The sequence below is a fragment of the Alcaligenes sp. YSL9 genome (assembly GCF_030515105.1).
GTDB lineage: Bacteria > Pseudomonadota > Gammaproteobacteria > Burkholderiales > Burkholderiaceae_B > Alcaligenes > Alcaligenes phenolicus.
The window spans coordinates 194,132-210,130 of the sequence record NZ_JALXJU010000001.1 but is presented as its reverse complement, the minus strand read 5'-3'; the positions used below and the strand labels follow the sequence as shown (position 1 = coordinate 210,130).

The following is a 15,999-nucleotide window of genomic DNA, read 5'->3' as shown; positions in this document are numbered from 1 at the left end:
ATTATTCTTGCTCAGGTTGGCCCCGCTTTCCTGGCTTCTTATTACGGATGAATCGTTTGCCATGTCTCAGTCTCTTGCCCTAGAAACGCTGTCCCTGAACGGACGTTCCGTACGTTACGTTCCTATCGCCGACATCCCCGGTATTGAAAAGCTGCCGTACTCGCTGCGCGTTCTGCTGGAAAACCTCTGTCGTCAAAAGGCCGTGCGTCACGCCGACGTGGATCAGGAAATTGACTCCCTGCTCCAGCGCAAGGTGGGCGACGGCATCACCTTCTACCCTGCCCGCGTCTTTGGTCAGGACATTCTGGGTTTGGTGATGCTGCTGGACATGGCCGCCTTGCGCGAAGGCGTACAAGCAGCCGGTGGCGACGCCAGCCGCGTGCGCCCTCAAGTCCCTATCGACGTAATTATTGACCACTCCCTGCAAGTGGACAGCTGGGCCAACCCCAAGGCAGCCGACATCAACCTGGCACGTGAATACCAACGTAACGGCGAGCGCTTTGCCTTCCTGCGCTGGTGTTCCAGCAACTTTGATGGCGTGAAAGTCGTACCGCCCGGCAAAGGCATCATGCACCAATTGCACATCGAGCATATTGGTCAGGTTGTATGGACTGAAGAAGGCAAGGACGTGGATCTGGTCTACCCCGACAGCTGTGTCGGGACCGACAGCCACACGCCTATGGTTAACGGCCTGGGCATTCTGGGCTGGGGTGTCGGAGGTATTGAAGCCGAAGCCGTGATGGTAGGTCTGCCCGTCGCCATCGCCCTGCCTGCCGTGGTGGGTATCGAGCTGACTGGCAAGCTCAATGACGGCGTGCTGCCTACCGACCTGGTTCTGGTCATTACGCAAAAACTGCGCGAACTGGGCGTGGTGGGCAAGTTTGTCGAATTTTTTGGCCCCAGCGTGGACGAGCTTTCCCTGGGCGACCGTGGCATGATCGCCAATATGGCACCAGAGTACGGCGCAACCGCGGTGTTCTTCCCCATCGACGACGCTGCCCTGCACTACATGCACATGACAGGCCGTCCACAAGAACAGATTGATCTGGTCGAGCAATACAGCAAGGTTCAAAAACTGTGGCGCGACCCGGCCGCTCCCGCTCCTGTTTACGACACCGTGCTGAAACTGGACCTGAGCAGCATCAAACCTAGCCTGGCTGGCCCCAGCAATCCTGAAGATCACCTGGATCTGGACACCGCTGCCCAGTCCTTCCCCGCCCATCACCAGAAAATTGCTGGCCGTCCTTACGACCCGCAACGTGCCGTACCCGTGGAAGGCGAGGACTTTGTGCTGAATGATGGCGATGTGGTCATTGCCGCCATTACTTCCTGTACCAATACCGCTAACCCCGCCAATATGATGGCCGCCGGTCTGCTGGCCCGTAACGCCGTGGCTCGTGGTTTACGCAGCAAGCCCTGGGTCAAGACCTCGCTGGTGCCTGGCAGCCAAGTAACAGCTGACGTGCTGGAGCGCGCTCAACTGCAAGACGACCTGGACGTGCTGGGCTTTAACATTGCCGGCTTTGGTTGCACCACGTGTAACGGCGGCTCGGGCCCACTGCCTGCCAATATCGTCAACGCGATTGAATCCGAAAAGCTGATTGCCACCGCCGTACTGTCGGGTAACCGTAACTTTGAAGGCCGTATCCACGCCAACGTGCGCGCTGCTTACCTGGCATCGCCCGCCCTGGTTGTGGCCTACGCCCTGGCCGGCAACCTGAATGTGGACCTGACCCGCGACCCGCTGGGCAAGGATCAGGACGGCAAAGACGTCTACCTGAGCGACATCTGGCCCAAATCGGCAGAAGTACAAGAAGCTATCCACGGCGCTTACGACCGTGACCTGTTCATCGAACGCTATGCCGAGCTGTACGACGGTGGCGAACCCTGGGATGCCCTGGCCCGCGAAAGCAATGGTGGCCACTACCCATGGGAAGCCGACAGCACCTACATCCGCAAACCGCCTTACTTTGACGGCTTGCAGCGCGAACCGGCTCCCGTGTCCAACCTGCGCGGCATGCGTCCGCTGGCGATTCTGGGTGACTCCATCACCACCGACCACATCTCGCCATCGGGTTCGATCAGCCTGGGTACGCCTGCTGCTGACTTCCTGCTGTCCAAGGGTGTGGAACAAAAAGACTTCAACAACTACACCACGCGCCGTGCCAACCACGAAGTGGTCAAACGTGCGACCTTCGCCAACATCCGTCTGCGCAACAAGATTGTTCCCGGCGTGGAAGGCGGCGTCACCAAGGTGATGCCGGAAGGCGAAGTGATGCGTATTTTTGAAGCGGCCCAGACCTATCAGGAGCGTCAGGTTCCCTTGCTGGTGATTGCTGGCAAGAACTACGGTTGCGGTTCTTCCCGCGACTCCGCCGCAAAAGGCCCTGCTCTGCTGGGCGTGAAGGCGGTGGTTGCCGAAGGTTTCGAGCGTATCCACCGCACCAACCTGGTCGGTATGGGTGTGCTGCCCTTGCAGTTCCAGGACGGCACCAATGCCGATACCCTGGGACTGGACGGCACCGAAACCTTTGATGTGAAGGGCCTGGAAGAAAACCTGGGTGTACGCTCGCAGGCCGAGCTGATCATCCATCGCCTGGATGGCAGCACCCAGTCCGTGCCGGTGATTGTGCGTCTGGATACGGTCGAGGACATGGAATACTGGCGTCATGGCGGTATCCTGCCACGCGTCTGGCGCAAATACCTGGAAAACTAAGCCTTTACAGGCTTAGCTTGTCCAGTTAGCGGTATCAAACGCCAGGGGTCACACCCTGGCGTTCTTGTTTAACCAGCCGCAACCAATGCTCGATGCGCAGCAAGGCATGATTCGCACTTTGCTGGCGGATTTCATCCCGCGTGCCATCGAAAACAATCGTTTCCGTATAGACGACCAAAGGATCAAATTTATCCTGTGGCTTGAACAGCCAGGCAAAACATTGCGTGCCGGCCGGAATCTGCGGCTCTGCAATATCGTCAGCCACCCCCGTATTGGCAATGATCAAATTGGCCGGGGTCAATTCTGCGGCTCCTTTGGCCATGGCCCGCGCCACTGCCTCACTGCACAGATTGTTTTCCGCCAGCACCCGCTGATCGACGCCCAGGCAGCGATACTTGGCCTGCGGAGAATACGTCACAAAAGCACAGTCCAGTACAGCTGCCGCCCCCGCTTGGTCAGCCAGCGTGGACGCAATCAACCCTGCCGTGCAGGATTCTGCGGTTGCCAGCGTCAGCTGGGCCTCGGTCATGATTTTGACCAAGCGTGCAAGATCTACATCGTTCATGGCATACCCTCCTTATTGCTGAAACAAGGACGGTTTATTCAACCATAAAGTAAAAAAGCAGGAAACCAGCCCCTGCTTTCTGCTCACCATCTGGAACATGCGCTTACGCTGCCCCGCCCAGGAACTTGATCAATCCCCGAACAGGCTGGACATATCCGTTGCTTCCAGCCCCAGATTGCTGGCCAGCGCGTCAAAACAACGCAAGGCCGCTTCTATATCTGCGTCCGCAATCCCTTCAAACAGGGGAGCACGGGATTGGCGCAGCAATTCCAGCAGGCGTTCGTGAAAGTCCCGCCCTTTTTCAGTCAGACACAACAGGCGAGCGCGCTTGTCCTGCTCGTCGGGCACACGCTCCAGCAAACCGCCAGACTCCAACTGGTCGATCAGGCGCACCAGGGTGGGGCCTTCCAGACGCATCATGCGTGCCAACTGCCCTTGCCGTATGGGTTCCCCCAGCTGGGCCAGATAGCGAATCGGCAGGATGGTGGCCTCGGACACGCCATAACGCACCAGCGTCTGATCCAGTTCACGACGATACAGGCGCGCCAGCACAATCATGGACAGGCCAAATCGTTCATAAAGTTGGTGATTCATCAGGAAGTCTCCACAGCGCGCGGCGTAGCATCAGGCGGGTAAGCATAAACCAGAACCGCTTGCGCCCCCTGCAAGGACTGCGCCACATCCATGATCGCCTGCCTCAATACCGTGTCGGTACAGGATTGGCTGATACGCAGCAATTGCTGGGCCAACTCCACGGGCTGATGCTCAAACCCTTCCAGCAACTCACAGACCAGCTCCACACAGGCTTGCTGCTCCGGTCCGCGTTTGGCCAGCCGCTTCAGCGCGACCACGCCATGGCCCAGGTTGATCAAGGACAGCAAACCATGAGGGGTCTGCTCGCCCATCCAGTGCCAGAGACGCACCCATTGACGCGCTACCCGCGCACGCCAGACCCGGAACAGGCGTGGGCGCGAACGCTTGATCAAGGGATACAGTTCGCGCACCACACGTCTGACCAAAGCTTGGCCACGGGGATGGGTACGGCGGGGTAAAAGAAAGAAAGCACTGCACACGACCGCGGAGCCCGCCAGCAAAGGCAAGGACTCCTTCAAGATGATGGGCCAAGTGACCGCCGCCATCCCGGCCTGACTGGCCAGCTGGAAACACATATTCGCGTCCAATGCCCAGGTCGACGTAGGACGGTTGGCACGTAACAAACCGCCGACCACCAAAAAAGGAAGCACGGACAGAATGACCTGCCAGTCCGCAACCAGGTGTGCCTGGACGAAGTAGCGATAAAAGCTGGCTACCAGCACGCCCACGGCAATCCCGGTAAACATGGTTCGGCTCATCAATTGCGGACGCGGCATGGAGCCCAAAATAATGGAGAACGTACACACCCCAATCGCCATCAACTCCAGCGCGGGGCTGGCCAAAGCGTAAGCGATGCCACCTGCAGTGAAAGCGGCCAGGCCACTGACCAGGCCTGTGCGGATTGCCAAGGGCCAATCCACCGAAACAGCAGGCGTCGTCAGAAAACGGTGCCGTCTGGGCTGCACCCGTTCAGCGAACAACCCCTGCTCCGCCCTTTGTATTTGACCCATTGCACGGCGCAAGCGCGCCAGACTGATCTGCCCCTCTTGCCGCAAGGCTGTCTTGCCCAGCACCCGCAAACTCAGACCGTCCTGCAAGCGTTGTGCCTGTTCCTGCAAGTCGCGTGCATAATCCGCGGCAGGCGAGAGGCCCTGCTCCCTTTGCTGGACAATCAGCGCACTGGCGGCCAAAAGCTCAATCACGGCGTACAGAAACGCATCCACATAAGGCAGGCGTCGATAAGCATCCAGAGAGCCGGCCGCCAGAATACGGGCTTGGGCATCCAGATCCACAATCTCCTGGCGAACACGGCTCCACGAGCTTTGATCCGGCTGCTGATAAGACGGCCCCAAAGCATGAGCAGCGATGCGCAAGGCATCCGCCGCCAGGACACGTACGCGCTCGTAATACGTTTTGCGCTGACTGCGCGGCGTTGTCCGCGAGCACAGCAAGGTAGTGACCACGACCCCGATCAGCGTGCACTCCACTCGCGACAAGGCCAAATCCAGTGACGCCTCCGGAGCCAGCACCGAGGGCAAGACCACCACGCCAATCGTGATCCCCGCCAGCATGGGCAAGTAAGAAAAAGCGCCCCGAAACACATGGGTCAAGGCCGAGGCCACCCCCACCACCAGGGCCATCCCCAGCAATTGCAGATAAGGATTGGGCAAGTGCAGGAACGCCAATCCCAAACCGGCCCCCACCAACGTTCCCAAAATCCGCCACAAAGCCCGCTCGTACACCAGCCCCCGATACGCTTGCGACAGCACCCACACCGGCATGGCAGCCCAAAACGGGTTATCAACGGAAAGCAAAACAGCGATGGTGAACGACAGCCACGCTGCCAAGGCCAAATTCAGGCCATGCAGGAGCGCAGGTCGATCCAGCTGGATCCAGGAAAATGAGGGAAACATAAAAGACAGGAGACAGAACAAAGGCTAAAGCATGATTATATAGATAGCTTACCTACCTATTCAATTACAGCTAGCTGAATATCGTGTTTATGGCAGCTCCGGCCCTGCCCGCCATACACAAGCCTCAAGGCGGAACACGCTGTTTCATGCTGCACCGCAACAGCCTCCCTGGTTTCCATCACGCCTTTCAAAGCTAAACAATTTGCGCCCTGCCCCGCCCTTTTTCAGCCACTCCGTGGTTGTTTGTTAGTTTTCATAAACTATCGCCATCCAGGCATGGTCAAACCGTACGGGAGCGTTCTATGATGTTGGCAGCCTGACCGGCAGGTACCCGAAATCCTGCCCGTCACCCCGTTTTCTTGGCAGGAGTCTTTATGCAAAAGTGGCTGACACGCTACACCGCCTTCTACATCATCATTGGCCTGACCGCCTTTTTCTTGCTGCTTTCCTTGTTCAGAAGCGCAAGCTGGCTATGGCTGGCGATACCAGGGCTGGCCCTGTGCATTCAGGGCTTGGTGGACATCACTCAAACTCGTCACGCCATTCGTCGCAACTATCCGGTTATCGGCAATCTGCGCTTTATCTTTGAAGCCATACGCCCTGAGATTCGCCAGTACTTTCTGGAAGGCGATGAGCAGCAACTGCCTTTTTCGCGGGCGGACCGCTCCCTGGTGTACCAGCGCGCCAAACAGCAGGTCGACAAGCAGCCTTTTGGTACTCACCAGGAGGTCTACAACAATGGGTACGAGTGGATCAACCACTCCATGACGCCCAAGCACATCAAAGACTCACAGTTCCGTATCACGGTGGGTGGGCCGGACTGTACCCAGCCTTATTCGCTGTCGGTGCTGAATATTTCGGCCATGAGTTTTGGGGCGCTGTCGGCCAATGCCATCCTGGCTCTGAACAAGGGTGCCAAGATGGGCAATTTTGCGCATGACACGGGCGAAGGCGGCATCAGCACCTATCACCTGCGTCATGGCGGTGATCTGATCTGGAATATTGGCTCGGGCTACTTTGGTTGCCGCGATGAACAAGGCAACTTTTCGTCCGAACGCTTTGCCGAACGAGCCACTCAGGATCACATCAAGATGATTGAAATCAAGCTGTCGCAAGGGGCCAAACCTGGCCACGGCGGCATCTTGCCCGGCACCAAGGTCTCGCCTGAAATTGCCCTGGCACGCGGTGTGCCGGAAGGCGTGGACTGTAACTCGCCACCCAGCCACAGCGCCTTCCATTCTCCCGTAGAGCTGCTGGAATTCGTGGCCAAGCTGCGTACCTTGTCCGGTGGCAAGCCCGTGGGCTTCAAACTCTGTATCGGACATGCCTGGGAATGGTTTGCCATTGCCAAAGCCATGCTGAAAACAGGTATCACACCGGACTTTATTGTGGTCGATGGTGCAGAAGGCGGTACCGGTGCCTCCCCCGTGGAGTTCATTGACCACGTCGGCACCCCCTTGCGCGAGGCTCTGCGCCTGGTTCATAACACGCTGGTGGGTATCGGTTTGCGCGAACAAATCCGCCTGGGTGCCTCGGGCAAGATCATCAGCGCCTTTGATATGGCCCGCATCATGGCCCTGGGTGCTGACTGGTGCAATAGCGCGCGTGGTTTCATGTTTGCCGTGGGTTGCATTCAGGCCCAGGCCTGTCATACCGACAAGTGCCCCACTGGCGTGGCGACACAAGATCCGCAGCGTCAAAAAGCCCTGGTGGTTGATGACAAATCCCTGCGCGTGGCCAGCTTCCATGGCAATACGCTCAAAGCCCTGGCTGAACTATTGGGTGCGGCGGGTCTGGAACATCCGGACCAGTTACGTCCCCACCATATTGCCCGCCGTATCAGCAACGGCGAAGTGCGCGTGATGTCGGCTCTGTTCCCGGATCTGAAAAAAGGCGAACTCTTGCGCGGCCACTATCGTCAAACGATTTTCCGTGTGGGCTGGCCTATGGCCAACCCCGACTCCTTTGAACCGGCCTATAGCCTGAGCAAAGCCTTGTCGCACTTGAATGATGAAGCTGATCCTGAAGAAATCATGAAAAAACAGGACGCAGCTGATAGCGCAGGCCAAGCCCTGGCCTGACGCGGCATGCGGCAGTCTCCCTAGCGGGACTGCCGCACCGTCCCTACCCCTGCATCCATTTCCCCATAGATTTCAACGCCGGAAGGTCGACTCCAGCTGCTGTCTGCAGAGCGATCCGGTGTTGAACACGCCGCCAGCCCCAGCACCATGACCAAGGCGCTCAGCACCCCATAAATCTGTCGCATATCAAGCTCCTTGATGATAGGCGTCTACTGTGCCACAGAATCTGGGCAAACTGATTTCCATCTGTACTAGAATGCTCTGATCATGATCAGGCACTGCGCATTCCCCACCTCAGGTACTCGCAGCCGGTTTTTACTGGTGCTGGCAATCTGCGCCCTGCTTTTGCGTGGTCTGATCCCCAACGGCTACATGCCCAGCGCCGACCCGGCCAATGCAGCCGCGCTCAGCCTGTGCGTTCAGGGCGACCCTTTCCTGGCGCAATGGAGCAGCCAGCTACCTGGCGGCCCAAAGCACGACGAGCAACACAGCCTGCATGCCGCCTGTCTGTTCGCCCAGGCCCAGGCGCAAAAAGCCCTGAATGATGATCCCAGCCCTGCCTGGAATCTGACACCTACACCACGACATACCTGGGACACTGCCCAACAGGCGGCGGCTCCCGTTCTTCCCCTGACGGGCCCGCCCCTGAGTGCGCGCGGTCCCCCCTCCACGCTCGTTTCCTGACCAGCCTCGGCTGCCCGGCGCAGCCACCTTATGTTGTCAATTAGCGGGATATTTCTATGAACGCCTCCTTCTCACGCCGCCAGCTCCTGCTTGCCATGCTGGCGACTCCTCTGGTCCTGAGCGCCTGCGGCGACAAGGCCCCCAAGCAGCCCGCCTTTCGTAATCTGGAAGGTGTAGACATGAGCAGTGCCGACTTTGCCAAGGATTTCAGCTTGCTGGATACCGAAGGCCAACGTCGCACCATGGCCGACTATCGCGGCAAGATCGTGCTGATCTTCTTTGGTTTTACCCAATGCCCCGACGTCTGCCCGACAGCCCTGACTCGTGCCGTCGACATCAAGGAACAGTTGGGCGAGGATGGCGACAAGCTGCAAGTCTTGTTTATCTCCATTGACCCGGAGCGCGACACGCCCGAACTGCTGCGGGCCTACATGCAGGCTTTCGACCCCAGTTTCGTGGCCCTGCGCCCCACCGAGGAAGAGCTGGCCAAAACCGCCAGCGACTTCAAAGTCTTCTATCAAAAGGTTCCTACCGGCTCCAGCTACACCATGGACCACAGCGCCTTGACCTATGTGTATGACACACGAGGCAAGTTGCAGATCGCCCTGCGTCATACGCAAACGGCTGAAGAAGCCGTGGCTGATATCCGCCAGGTACTGGCTCTGAGCAAGTGAACCCCAACAGGATTACCAACATGAAACGTACTATTGCTCGCTCTCTTTTTTCCCTGGCCGCCTTGCTGAACCTGCCCACCCTGGCCCAGGCCGAAGTCACCGTTACCGATCCCTGGGTTCGCGCCACGGTTCCCGGCCAGCAAGCCACCGGCGCCTTCATGGTGCTGCAATCTACCGAGAACGCCCAATTGCTGGGCGCCAGCAGCAGCTTGAGCAAACAGGTAGAGGTACACGAAATGGCGATGGAAAACGAAGTCATGCGCATGCGCCAGGTTGAAAAACTCGACCTGCCCGCTGGCAAGGCTGTGGAACTGAAACCCGGCGGCTACCACATCATGCTGCTGGGTCTGGACAAACAGGTTGAGGCGGGCAGTTCCGTGGATCTCACCCTGGAAATCCAGAGTGCCGCCGGTCAAAAGGAAGAGCTGAAAATCAGCGCTCCGGTCCGTGCTTTGAACACCAAGGCTGGCCAGGGTCACCAGGGCGCACACGGCCACTAAGGCCCTGTTCCCACCCCTTCAAACTGCCTGTTTTACCGGTTTGAAGGGCTTTGTTTCAGACTTCCGGGTTTTCCATAATTGGCTGGTTTTGATTAGCTAACGTACATTGAAACCACTGACATAGTGTCAGTAAGCTGTCTGAAACACAGCTTTCCCAAACTGTCATCATGACAGTTCACCGCCGCCAGAGCGGCCCATAGGCCCTACCGCAACGGTAGGGCCTTCGTGTTTCTGCAGCAGGCTCTTTGCATATCACTAGGCCCTTGCACGGGTCTGGAGTAAAGTTAAGACCGTAGCGTCGGTTTAACCTTGCAAGGAGTACATAGATGGCTCTAAGTCCACATGACAACAATCGCTCTGAGTTGCTACGTCAACTGCCCTTGAAACCAGGATGGTTTATTGGTCTGGGCATCGCCCTGATTATTCTGGGTCTGATCGCCTTGATCTACGTGGTTGGCGCCACGGTTGCCAGCGTGGTGTACGTCGGCATCCTGATGACCATAGGCGGCGTGCTGCATCTGGCTCATGCATGGAGTTCCAAAGGCTGGCGCGGCTTTCTGTTCTGGAGCTTGAGCGGCATTTTGTACTTGTTCGCCGGTTTGATTGCCATCAGCAACCCCTTGGTAGGTGCCACCGTCCTGACCCTGATTTTTGGTGCCTTCCTGATTGCTTCCGGCGCATTCCGACTCTGGATCTGGTTTCAGAACCGGGCCCAGGCAGGTGGCGGTTGGATGGCCTTTTCCGGCCTGATTACACTGGCAGCCGGTTTGATCATTGCCGCAGGCTGGCCCGGCAATAGCGTATGGATTCTGGGCCTGATACTGGGTATTGATTTGCTGACCCAAGGTTGGGCCAGCTTGTTGATTGGTATGGCAATCAAGCGCAATCAGAACTAAACCATCGGCCAGGATCAAACCCCTGCGTCGGGATTGATCTCCGCTGACCAAATCACTGCAAATCACTCCGAAAAAATGCCCGACCAGAATCTGCTTCTGGTCGGGCATTATGCTATCTTGATCTCCCGCCCTGGACTGTAGATCTGCCACCAGGCTGCCAAGCCTGCAACTCAAGCGGTACAGAGCAAACCCTACAATCGACTATCGGACTTCCAGCGCTGGCAGAGCGGCATCCCTTCCCCGCAGCCAGGGCTGACGCGTATGGGCCAGCATCTGCGCATCACCGGGGCTATCACCATAGGCCATATCCAGCTCCACGGGTTTATCGCCCAGCCACGCCTGCAAGCGATTCACCTTCTCCTGCCCCCAGCAATTGGCGCTGGCCATGCCCACACAACCTTGTTGATCATCAAAGGCCAACTCTGTCGCCAGCACCTGAGCCATTCCCTGTGCTTGCGCCCAGGGCTGTAAATAAATGGACGGCGAGGCACTGACCAGCACCATCGTATCTCCCCGCTCTCGATGGGCACGGACTCGTTCCATCATTTCCGGGCGGATAATCTGCGGCACATAGTCCCGCACATAGGTGTCGGCTAAAGCCTGAACCTGCTCCCGGCTCAAACCACCCAAGGCACTGCGTAGAAAACGATGCTTGATCGCCTGACGACGCTGCGGACCGCGATCCCAGACCAGGACGCGAGGCACGCAAGCTAAATAGGCACGAATACAGACCGGCCAGCCTCGCATGCGACGTATAAAGTCCTGCAAGCTGTCCCGGTCTGTAATCGTGCCATCAAAATCAAATGCGACCAGCACAGGTACCCCTTTGGTTTTCAGAAAAAGGGCTAGTGTAAAGGGGAACACCAGCCCTTCCCAAGCCCTGCTTTATAAGGCCCAGCCACCCAGGTAGAAAACAACCAGGGCAATGGCAATCAGAACCGTGCCCACATTCAGGCGACGCAGTTCACCCGAGAACAGGCGACCCAGCACCAGCGTGCAAAAGCCCAGCATGATGCCTGTGACGATATTGACGGTCAGCACGATAAACACGGCGCACACCAGACCCGCCATGGTGTCGACCGTATCTTCGGTATTCAGATGACGCACGCCGCCCAGCATGAGCAAGCCCACATACATCAAGGCAGGCGCAGTCGCATAGGAAGGCACCAGACCGGCCAAAGGCGACAGGAAGATCAGCATCAGGAAACCCAGGCCAACCACCACCGCGGTCAGACCGGTACGTCCCCCGGCGGCTGTGCCGGCAGCAGATTCAATGTAGGCGGCGGCAGGCGAAGCCCCCAAGCTGGCAGACACCAAAGAGCTGAGCGAGTCCGTCGTCAGGGCGCGGCTGCCATTGATGATCTGGCCATCCTTGTCCAATTGCCCGGCATTGCCCGCGACCGCACGAATCGTGCCGGTCGCATCAAACACGGCTGTCATCACCAGAGCCAGCACACTGGGCAGGACGACCGCATTCAAGGCCCCGCCTATGTCCATGGCACCGATCAAGGAGTTCTCGCCCAGCAAGCTAGGCATGGCAAACAGGCCAGTAAAGCGCACATTGGGATCGAAGATCAGGCCTACCGCCGACAGACCCAAGATCACCAGCAAGATACCGCCCGTGACACGACGGCGCTCCAGGCCAAAAATCGCTGCCAGACCCAGCACACTCAACCAGACCGGCATGGACGTGACGTCCCCCAGAGCAACCGGCAGACCTGCGCCCGTATTACGGGTCACCAGACCTACCTCGTTGGAAGCGATCATCAACAAGAACAGGCCAATTCCAATACCCGTGCCATGCGCGATGCCCAGGGGCAAATTGCGCAGAATCCAGGTACGAATCCCGGTAGCGGAAATCAGGGTAAAGATCAGGCCCATCAGGAACACGGCACCCAGGGCGACGGCCGGGCTGAGTTGCTGACCCAGCACCAAGTCAAAAGCCAAGAACGCAGTCAAGGACAAGGCACAGCCCACCGCAATGGGCAGATTCGCCCACAGCCCCATCAGCAGGGAGCCAAAAGCGCTGGTCAGACACACGGCCACAAAGACCGACGAGGTATCAAAGCCCGCCTTGCCCAGCATGGACGGTACGACAAATACGGAATAAACCATTGCCAGGAATGTCGTCAGCCCTGCCAAGACCTCCTGACGCAGAGAACTGCCGCGCTCTGTATAGGCAAAATGTTTCTGCAACCAACCGCCAGCAACCGGAGGGACCAGGGCCTCCTGCCCTGGCCGCAATGCGGATTCTTGCTCAGCCATACTTCATGCTCCTTTATCAGTATTGTGATGTCTGAAACGGTACGTTGCCGTCATCAGGAATCAGTAATGGACAGTTCCAGCCCCAAAGGGGGCAAGAGACTTCTCACACGCTGAATCAAAGAAAACGCCGAGCAAAGACGAGTCCTGCCCTGCCCGCAACAAGGTGCAGACATAGGCAGAAAGAAGTAGGTATGCGGGGGTGTCTCCGACCGAACCGAGGCCTTTGCGGCGCTTCTTTTGATCCCGATAATGGGAAGTGAGGCCCATTCTACGAGCCGTCAAGGACGGGAAAATCACCTCTAGGTAATGAGGGTTATCAATCGCTTCGGTGGCGAGATACAGGCATATAGGCTTGGCCGATGAACTGCTGGCGCAACTGCTGCCATTGACGTTGCATATCCTGGGCCTGCTGCTGGTCGGGTCGCAAACGCTCTGGTTCCAAGTGCATCAGAGCCAATCCATATTTGGCCGCCGACAGCTCCTGCGCAACGCTGGCTGACTGCTGCACCGCCTGGGCAGGACGTTCCTGCCATAAGCTGCCCAGGCCGCTCAAACTGTCAGAAGCCTTGGCCAAACGCTGACGTACCGAACCTGCAATACTGACAGGCCAGATCTGGGTAAACATCACGTACATCACCGCATTGCCCAGCAAAATACCGATCACCCGATCACGGGCCGAATCCAGATCAAAGCTGGGACCAAAGCCCTGCAAGGTCACCAGATAAAAGGCAAAGGCAATTTGAATGCCGGCATACGAGATACGTTCCGGGCCATAAAATACCCAGGCCCCTAACAGGGACACCAGGAATACCACAACCATCAAGCCGCCAATATCCAGCAGATGCGGCATCACAAACAAGATGGTGATAAAGCCCAGCGCCGCCCCCAGCAAACAGCCCACAATCCGCAAGGTCAGCTTGTGTACGGTTTCCCCAGTAGAGCCCAAAGCGGCCACGTAGCAGGTAATCATGGCAGTATGAATGCCCTGCCAGTCTGCCGCGCTATAGATCAGATAACAAAGCACTGCAGCTGCCGTCGCCTTCAAGGCATGGTGCTGATAAACAGGATTACTAAAGGCGTCGGGCACCATGAAGGAGCCATGTTCCGGATCCGCTTTGCCAATAGACACCGCCCCCGACAAGGCCAGCAAGGCATCGCGCAAATCTTGTTCGGCCAAAGAACTGGAGGCTGACAGCTCGGGCAGATCATTCATCTGCGGCAAACGCCCTTGTTCAATATCCTGTGCGCTGCGTTCGCACATCTGGGCAAATGCTGTGGCCTGCTCATTGTCCAGATGCTGATCGCGCAAGACGGCAACCGCCAGCAAGGCTCGGTAGGTATTCAAGATGGCCTGATCCAGTTCTGCCTGCTCTTGTGCAGGCCGCAAATGAAACAGCCGTATCCAGCCCAGTCGCTTCTGTTGTGCACTGACCCCCAAAGCCAGTTCGTCCCACAAATCCTGCGTATCTGCCTGCCCCATCAAACCCTGGGCCGACAAACGCAAACGCGCTGCCAGTTCACGGCGCAACACCTTGTGCGGGTACAAACCAAAACAGAGATTGAAGATCAGCACCAGGCCCATGGGGGCGCAGGTCATCAACCAGGCATAAAGCACGGCACGGGTAGCAATCTCGCCAAAGGGCACATAGCCCAACAAGGTCAGCACAAAGGCGATGACCAAGGCAATAATCCCGCCCAAAGGCCCCAGCTTGCTGGCTACCCCGAGAAACAACAGCACAAAGGAGGTAAGCACCATGGCCAGCAAACGCCAGGCCGGATACTGAATCGTGACCTGAATCAATGGCACCATCAGCAGCACCACAATGGACACCAGCACCACCAGAGCCAGCGCCAGTACCGAGCTTTCGCCGGCATCGGACTTCATCACAAAGAAGATCACAAAGCAGCTGACGGCAGACTCGGGAATACCGTAGTTCATGGCCAGCAGCACCATCAAGGCGCACAGCACTGCCACGCGCCAGCTTTGCGCCAGACGACCGGGGGTGGGCTGCAAGTCTTGCCAGACCAGCCGCGCCAGACCCGACACGCCGGTCTTAGCAGTTGCCATCGCGATGAATAATGGTGGTGGCCGAGGCACCCATGCGCATCAAGTCCTCGGGCGGGGCATCCAGACGGATACGCACCGGAAAGCGTTGCGCTACCCGTACCCAGTTCATGGATTTCTGAATATAGGGCAGGCTGCGCGGCAGATTGATCTGCTCCTGGCTGCTGACGCCCCAACCAATTTCCTCTACCTTGCCCGAGAGCTTGCGCGAAGGATCGGACATCACATACACCGTGGCGCAGGCACCAGGCTTGATCTCCTTCAGATCCGTTTCACGGTACATGCCCGTGACATACCAGGAATCCGTATCCAGCAAGGTAAAGACAGACGTGCCGGGCATCAGATGTTCTCCCGAGCCGATACGCAAGCCCACGATACGACCGTTGTGCGGTGCCTTGACCTGAGTATGTTCCAGATCACGCTGGGCCATCGCCAAACCTGCCTGTCGCGCTTGCACCATGGCTTCTTCTGCCTGCGTATTGCCGACCAGAGCCTGAGCGGCCCCGGATTGCTCTGTTGCCTGTTTCAAGGTGACTTGAGCATCACGCAGCAAGGTATTAGCTTCATCCAATTGCTGTTGGGAGACATAACCCTTGGCCGCCAGATTCGCCAAGCGACGCTGGCTTTGCGTGGCCATCGTCAAATTGGTTTTAGCGCGGGTAATCTGATCATCGGCAATAACGGCGTTATGCCCTTCTGCGCGCACAGCCCGTTGCTTCATGTCCAGCGTAGCCTGAGCCAGCGCCAGTTCAGCCTGGGCCTGTTCCAGACGCAGCTGATAAAACACCGGGTCTACGGTAAAGAGCAGTTCATCGCGGCTGACAAACTGACCGTCACGCACCATCATGCGCTCAATGTGTCCAGGCAAGGAGCTGGAGATATGCACCACATCGGCACCGATCACCGCGTCTTCGGACAAAGGGTTGTTGGCAGAGCGCTGCAAATACCACCAAGCCAAGACAATGGCGGCGACAACAATCAGCACGCTCAGCAGGCGGGCAGCGCCTTTACGGGGGGAGGATTTCTGTGCCTGGGTCATGGCTCAG

At 57.8% G+C, this 15,999-nt stretch carries 14 protein-coding genes; 6 read left to right on the top strand and 8 right to left on the bottom strand.

Going from position 1 to position 15,999, the window contains the following annotated elements; all coding sequences use genetic code 11:
* The first annotated feature begins 61 nt into the window (after positions 1-61).
* Complete coding sequence (gene acnA, locus M2Q46_RS00950) at positions 62-2,716, top strand: aconitate hydratase AcnA (protein ID WP_302356353.1); 2,655 nt, start codon at positions 62-64, stop codon at positions 2,714-2,716.
* Between the two features lie 34 nt (positions 2,717-2,750).
* On the opposite strand, the gene M2Q46_RS00945 is transcribed toward acnA, so the two are convergent.
* The 3 genes from M2Q46_RS00945 to M2Q46_RS00935 all read right to left on the bottom strand — a co-directional run bounded on the left by M2Q46_RS00945 (position 2,751) and on the right by M2Q46_RS00935 (position 5,788).
* Positions 2,751-3,281 carry a CinA family protein gene (locus M2Q46_RS00945; protein ID WP_026484714.1) on the bottom strand — a complete coding sequence of 177 codons (531 nt, stop codon included), beginning with the start codon at positions 3,279-3,281 and terminating at the stop codon, positions 2,751-2,753.
* Positions 3,282-3,410: 129 nt separating this feature from the next.
* The gene (locus tag M2Q46_RS00940) at positions 3,411-3,875 is read right to left on the bottom strand and encodes a MarR family winged helix-turn-helix transcriptional regulator (RefSeq protein ID WP_009460957.1); all 465 of its coding nucleotides are present in this window, start codon (positions 3,873-3,875) and stop codon (positions 3,411-3,413) included.
* The gene (locus M2Q46_RS00935) at positions 3,875-5,788 is read right to left on the bottom strand and encodes an FUSC family protein (RefSeq protein WP_302356349.1); all 1,914 of its coding nucleotides are present in this window, start codon (positions 5,786-5,788) and stop codon (positions 3,875-3,877) included. Before M2Q46_RS00935 ends, M2Q46_RS00940 begins: the two co-directional genes overlap by 1 nt.
* 374 nt (positions 5,789-6,162) lie before the next feature.
* Here M2Q46_RS00935 and M2Q46_RS00930 point away from each other — a divergent pair, with 374 nt between their 5' ends.
* Complete coding sequence (locus M2Q46_RS00930; RefSeq protein ID WP_302356347.1) at positions 6,163-7,869, top strand: FMN-binding glutamate synthase family protein; 1,707 nt, start codon at positions 6,163-6,165, stop codon at positions 7,867-7,869.
* Positions 7,870-7,889: 20 nt separating this feature from the next.
* On the opposite strand, the gene M2Q46_RS00925 is transcribed toward M2Q46_RS00930, so the two are convergent.
* Entirely contained in the window at positions 7,890-8,054 is a 165-nt protein-coding gene (locus M2Q46_RS00925) for a hypothetical protein (protein WP_157664272.1), read from the bottom strand.
* A gap of 82 nt (positions 8,055-8,136) precedes the next feature.
* On the opposite strand from M2Q46_RS00925, the gene M2Q46_RS00920 reads away from it, so the two are divergent.
* From M2Q46_RS00920 to M2Q46_RS00905, 4 genes are all read left to right on the top strand, one after another.
* Positions 8,137-8,553, top strand: a complete 417-nt coding sequence (locus tag M2Q46_RS00920; protein WP_035268339.1) for a hypothetical protein — start codon at positions 8,137-8,139, stop codon at positions 8,551-8,553.
* 56 nt (positions 8,554-8,609) lie between these two features.
* Positions 8,610-9,227, top strand: a complete 618-nt coding sequence (locus tag M2Q46_RS00915) for an SCO family protein (RefSeq protein ID WP_239055358.1) — start codon at positions 8,610-8,612, stop codon at positions 9,225-9,227.
* A gap of 20 nt (positions 9,228-9,247) precedes the next feature.
* Positions 9,248-9,727 (top strand): copper chaperone PCu(A)C, encoded by a 480-nt coding sequence (locus M2Q46_RS00910; RefSeq protein ID WP_302356342.1) that lies wholly within the window; start codon positions 9,248-9,250, stop codon positions 9,725-9,727.
* A gap of 326 nt (positions 9,728-10,053) precedes the next feature.
* Positions 10,054-10,623 (top strand): HdeD family acid-resistance protein, encoded by a 570-nt coding sequence (locus tag M2Q46_RS00905; protein ID WP_009460967.1) that lies wholly within the window; start codon positions 10,054-10,056, stop codon positions 10,621-10,623.
* 201 nt (positions 10,624-10,824) lie between these two features.
* On the opposite strand, the gene M2Q46_RS00900 is transcribed toward M2Q46_RS00905, so the two are convergent.
* The 4 genes from M2Q46_RS00900 to mdtN all read right to left on the bottom strand — a co-directional run bounded on the left by M2Q46_RS00900 (position 10,825) and on the right by mdtN (position 15,992).
* Positions 10,825-11,439 carry an HAD-IB family hydrolase gene (locus M2Q46_RS00900; protein WP_302356339.1) on the bottom strand — a complete coding sequence of 205 codons (615 nt, stop codon included), beginning with the start codon at positions 11,437-11,439 and terminating at the stop codon, positions 10,825-10,827.
* Positions 11,440-11,508: 69 nt separating this feature from the next.
* Positions 11,509-12,888 carry an NCS2 family permease gene (locus tag M2Q46_RS00895; protein ID WP_035268349.1) on the bottom strand — a complete coding sequence of 460 codons (1,380 nt, stop codon included), beginning with the start codon at positions 12,886-12,888 and terminating at the stop codon, positions 11,509-11,511.
* Positions 12,889-13,204: 316 nt separating this feature from the next.
* On the bottom strand, positions 13,205-14,956 hold the full coding sequence (locus M2Q46_RS00890) for an FUSC family protein (RefSeq protein WP_052159193.1): 1,752 nt from the start codon (positions 14,954-14,956) through the stop codon (positions 13,205-13,207).
* Positions 14,943-15,992 (bottom strand): multidrug transporter subunit MdtN, encoded by a 1,050-nt coding sequence (gene mdtN, locus M2Q46_RS00885; protein WP_021446781.1) that lies wholly within the window; start codon positions 15,990-15,992, stop codon positions 14,943-14,945. Before mdtN ends, M2Q46_RS00890 begins: the two co-directional genes overlap by 14 nt.
* Between the last annotated feature and the right edge of the window lie 7 nt (positions 15,993-15,999).

What these genes read in the sequence shown, in the direction of transcription:
- M2Q46_RS00910 (WP_302356342.1), top strand. Translation starts at nt 9,248, where the DNA reads ATGAAACGTACTATTGCTCGCTCTCTTTTTTCCCTGGCCGCCTTGCTG.
- M2Q46_RS00920 (WP_035268339.1), top strand. Translation starts at nt 8,137, where the DNA reads ATGATCAGGCACTGCGCATTCCCCACCTCAGGTACTCGCAGCCGGTTT.
- mdtN (WP_021446781.1), bottom strand. Translation starts at nt 15,992, where the DNA reads ATGACCCAGGCACAGAAATCCTCCCCCCGTAAAGGCGCTGCCCGCCTG.
- M2Q46_RS00925 (WP_157664272.1), bottom strand. Translation starts at nt 8,054, where the DNA reads ATGCGACAGATTTATGGGGTGCTGAGCGCCTTGGTCATGGTGCTGGGG.
- M2Q46_RS00905 (WP_009460967.1), top strand. Translation starts at nt 10,054, where the DNA reads ATGGCTCTAAGTCCACATGACAACAATCGCTCTGAGTTGCTACGTCAA.
- M2Q46_RS00915 (WP_239055358.1), top strand. Translation starts at nt 8,610, where the DNA reads ATGAACGCCTCCTTCTCACGCCGCCAGCTCCTGCTTGCCATGCTGGCG.
- acnA (WP_302356353.1), top strand. Translation starts at nt 62, where the DNA reads ATGTCTCAGTCTCTTGCCCTAGAAACGCTGTCCCTGAACGGACGTTCC.
- M2Q46_RS00895 (WP_035268349.1), bottom strand. Translation starts at nt 12,888, where the DNA reads ATGGCTGAGCAAGAATCCGCATTGCGGCCAGGGCAGGAGGCCCTGGTC.
- M2Q46_RS00930 (WP_302356347.1), top strand. Translation starts at nt 6,163, where the DNA reads ATGCAAAAGTGGCTGACACGCTACACCGCCTTCTACATCATCATTGGC.
- M2Q46_RS00945 (WP_026484714.1), bottom strand. Translation starts at nt 3,281, where the DNA reads ATGAACGATGTAGATCTTGCACGCTTGGTCAAAATCATGACCGAGGCC.
- M2Q46_RS00940 (WP_009460957.1), bottom strand. Translation starts at nt 3,875, where the DNA reads ATGAATCACCAACTTTATGAACGATTTGGCCTGTCCATGATTGTGCTG.
- M2Q46_RS00935 (WP_302356349.1), bottom strand. Translation starts at nt 5,788, where the DNA reads ATGTTTCCCTCATTTTCCTGGATCCAGCTGGATCGACCTGCGCTCCTG.
- M2Q46_RS00890 (WP_052159193.1), bottom strand. Translation starts at nt 14,956, where the DNA reads ATGGCAACTGCTAAGACCGGCGTGTCGGGTCTGGCGCGGCTGGTCTGG.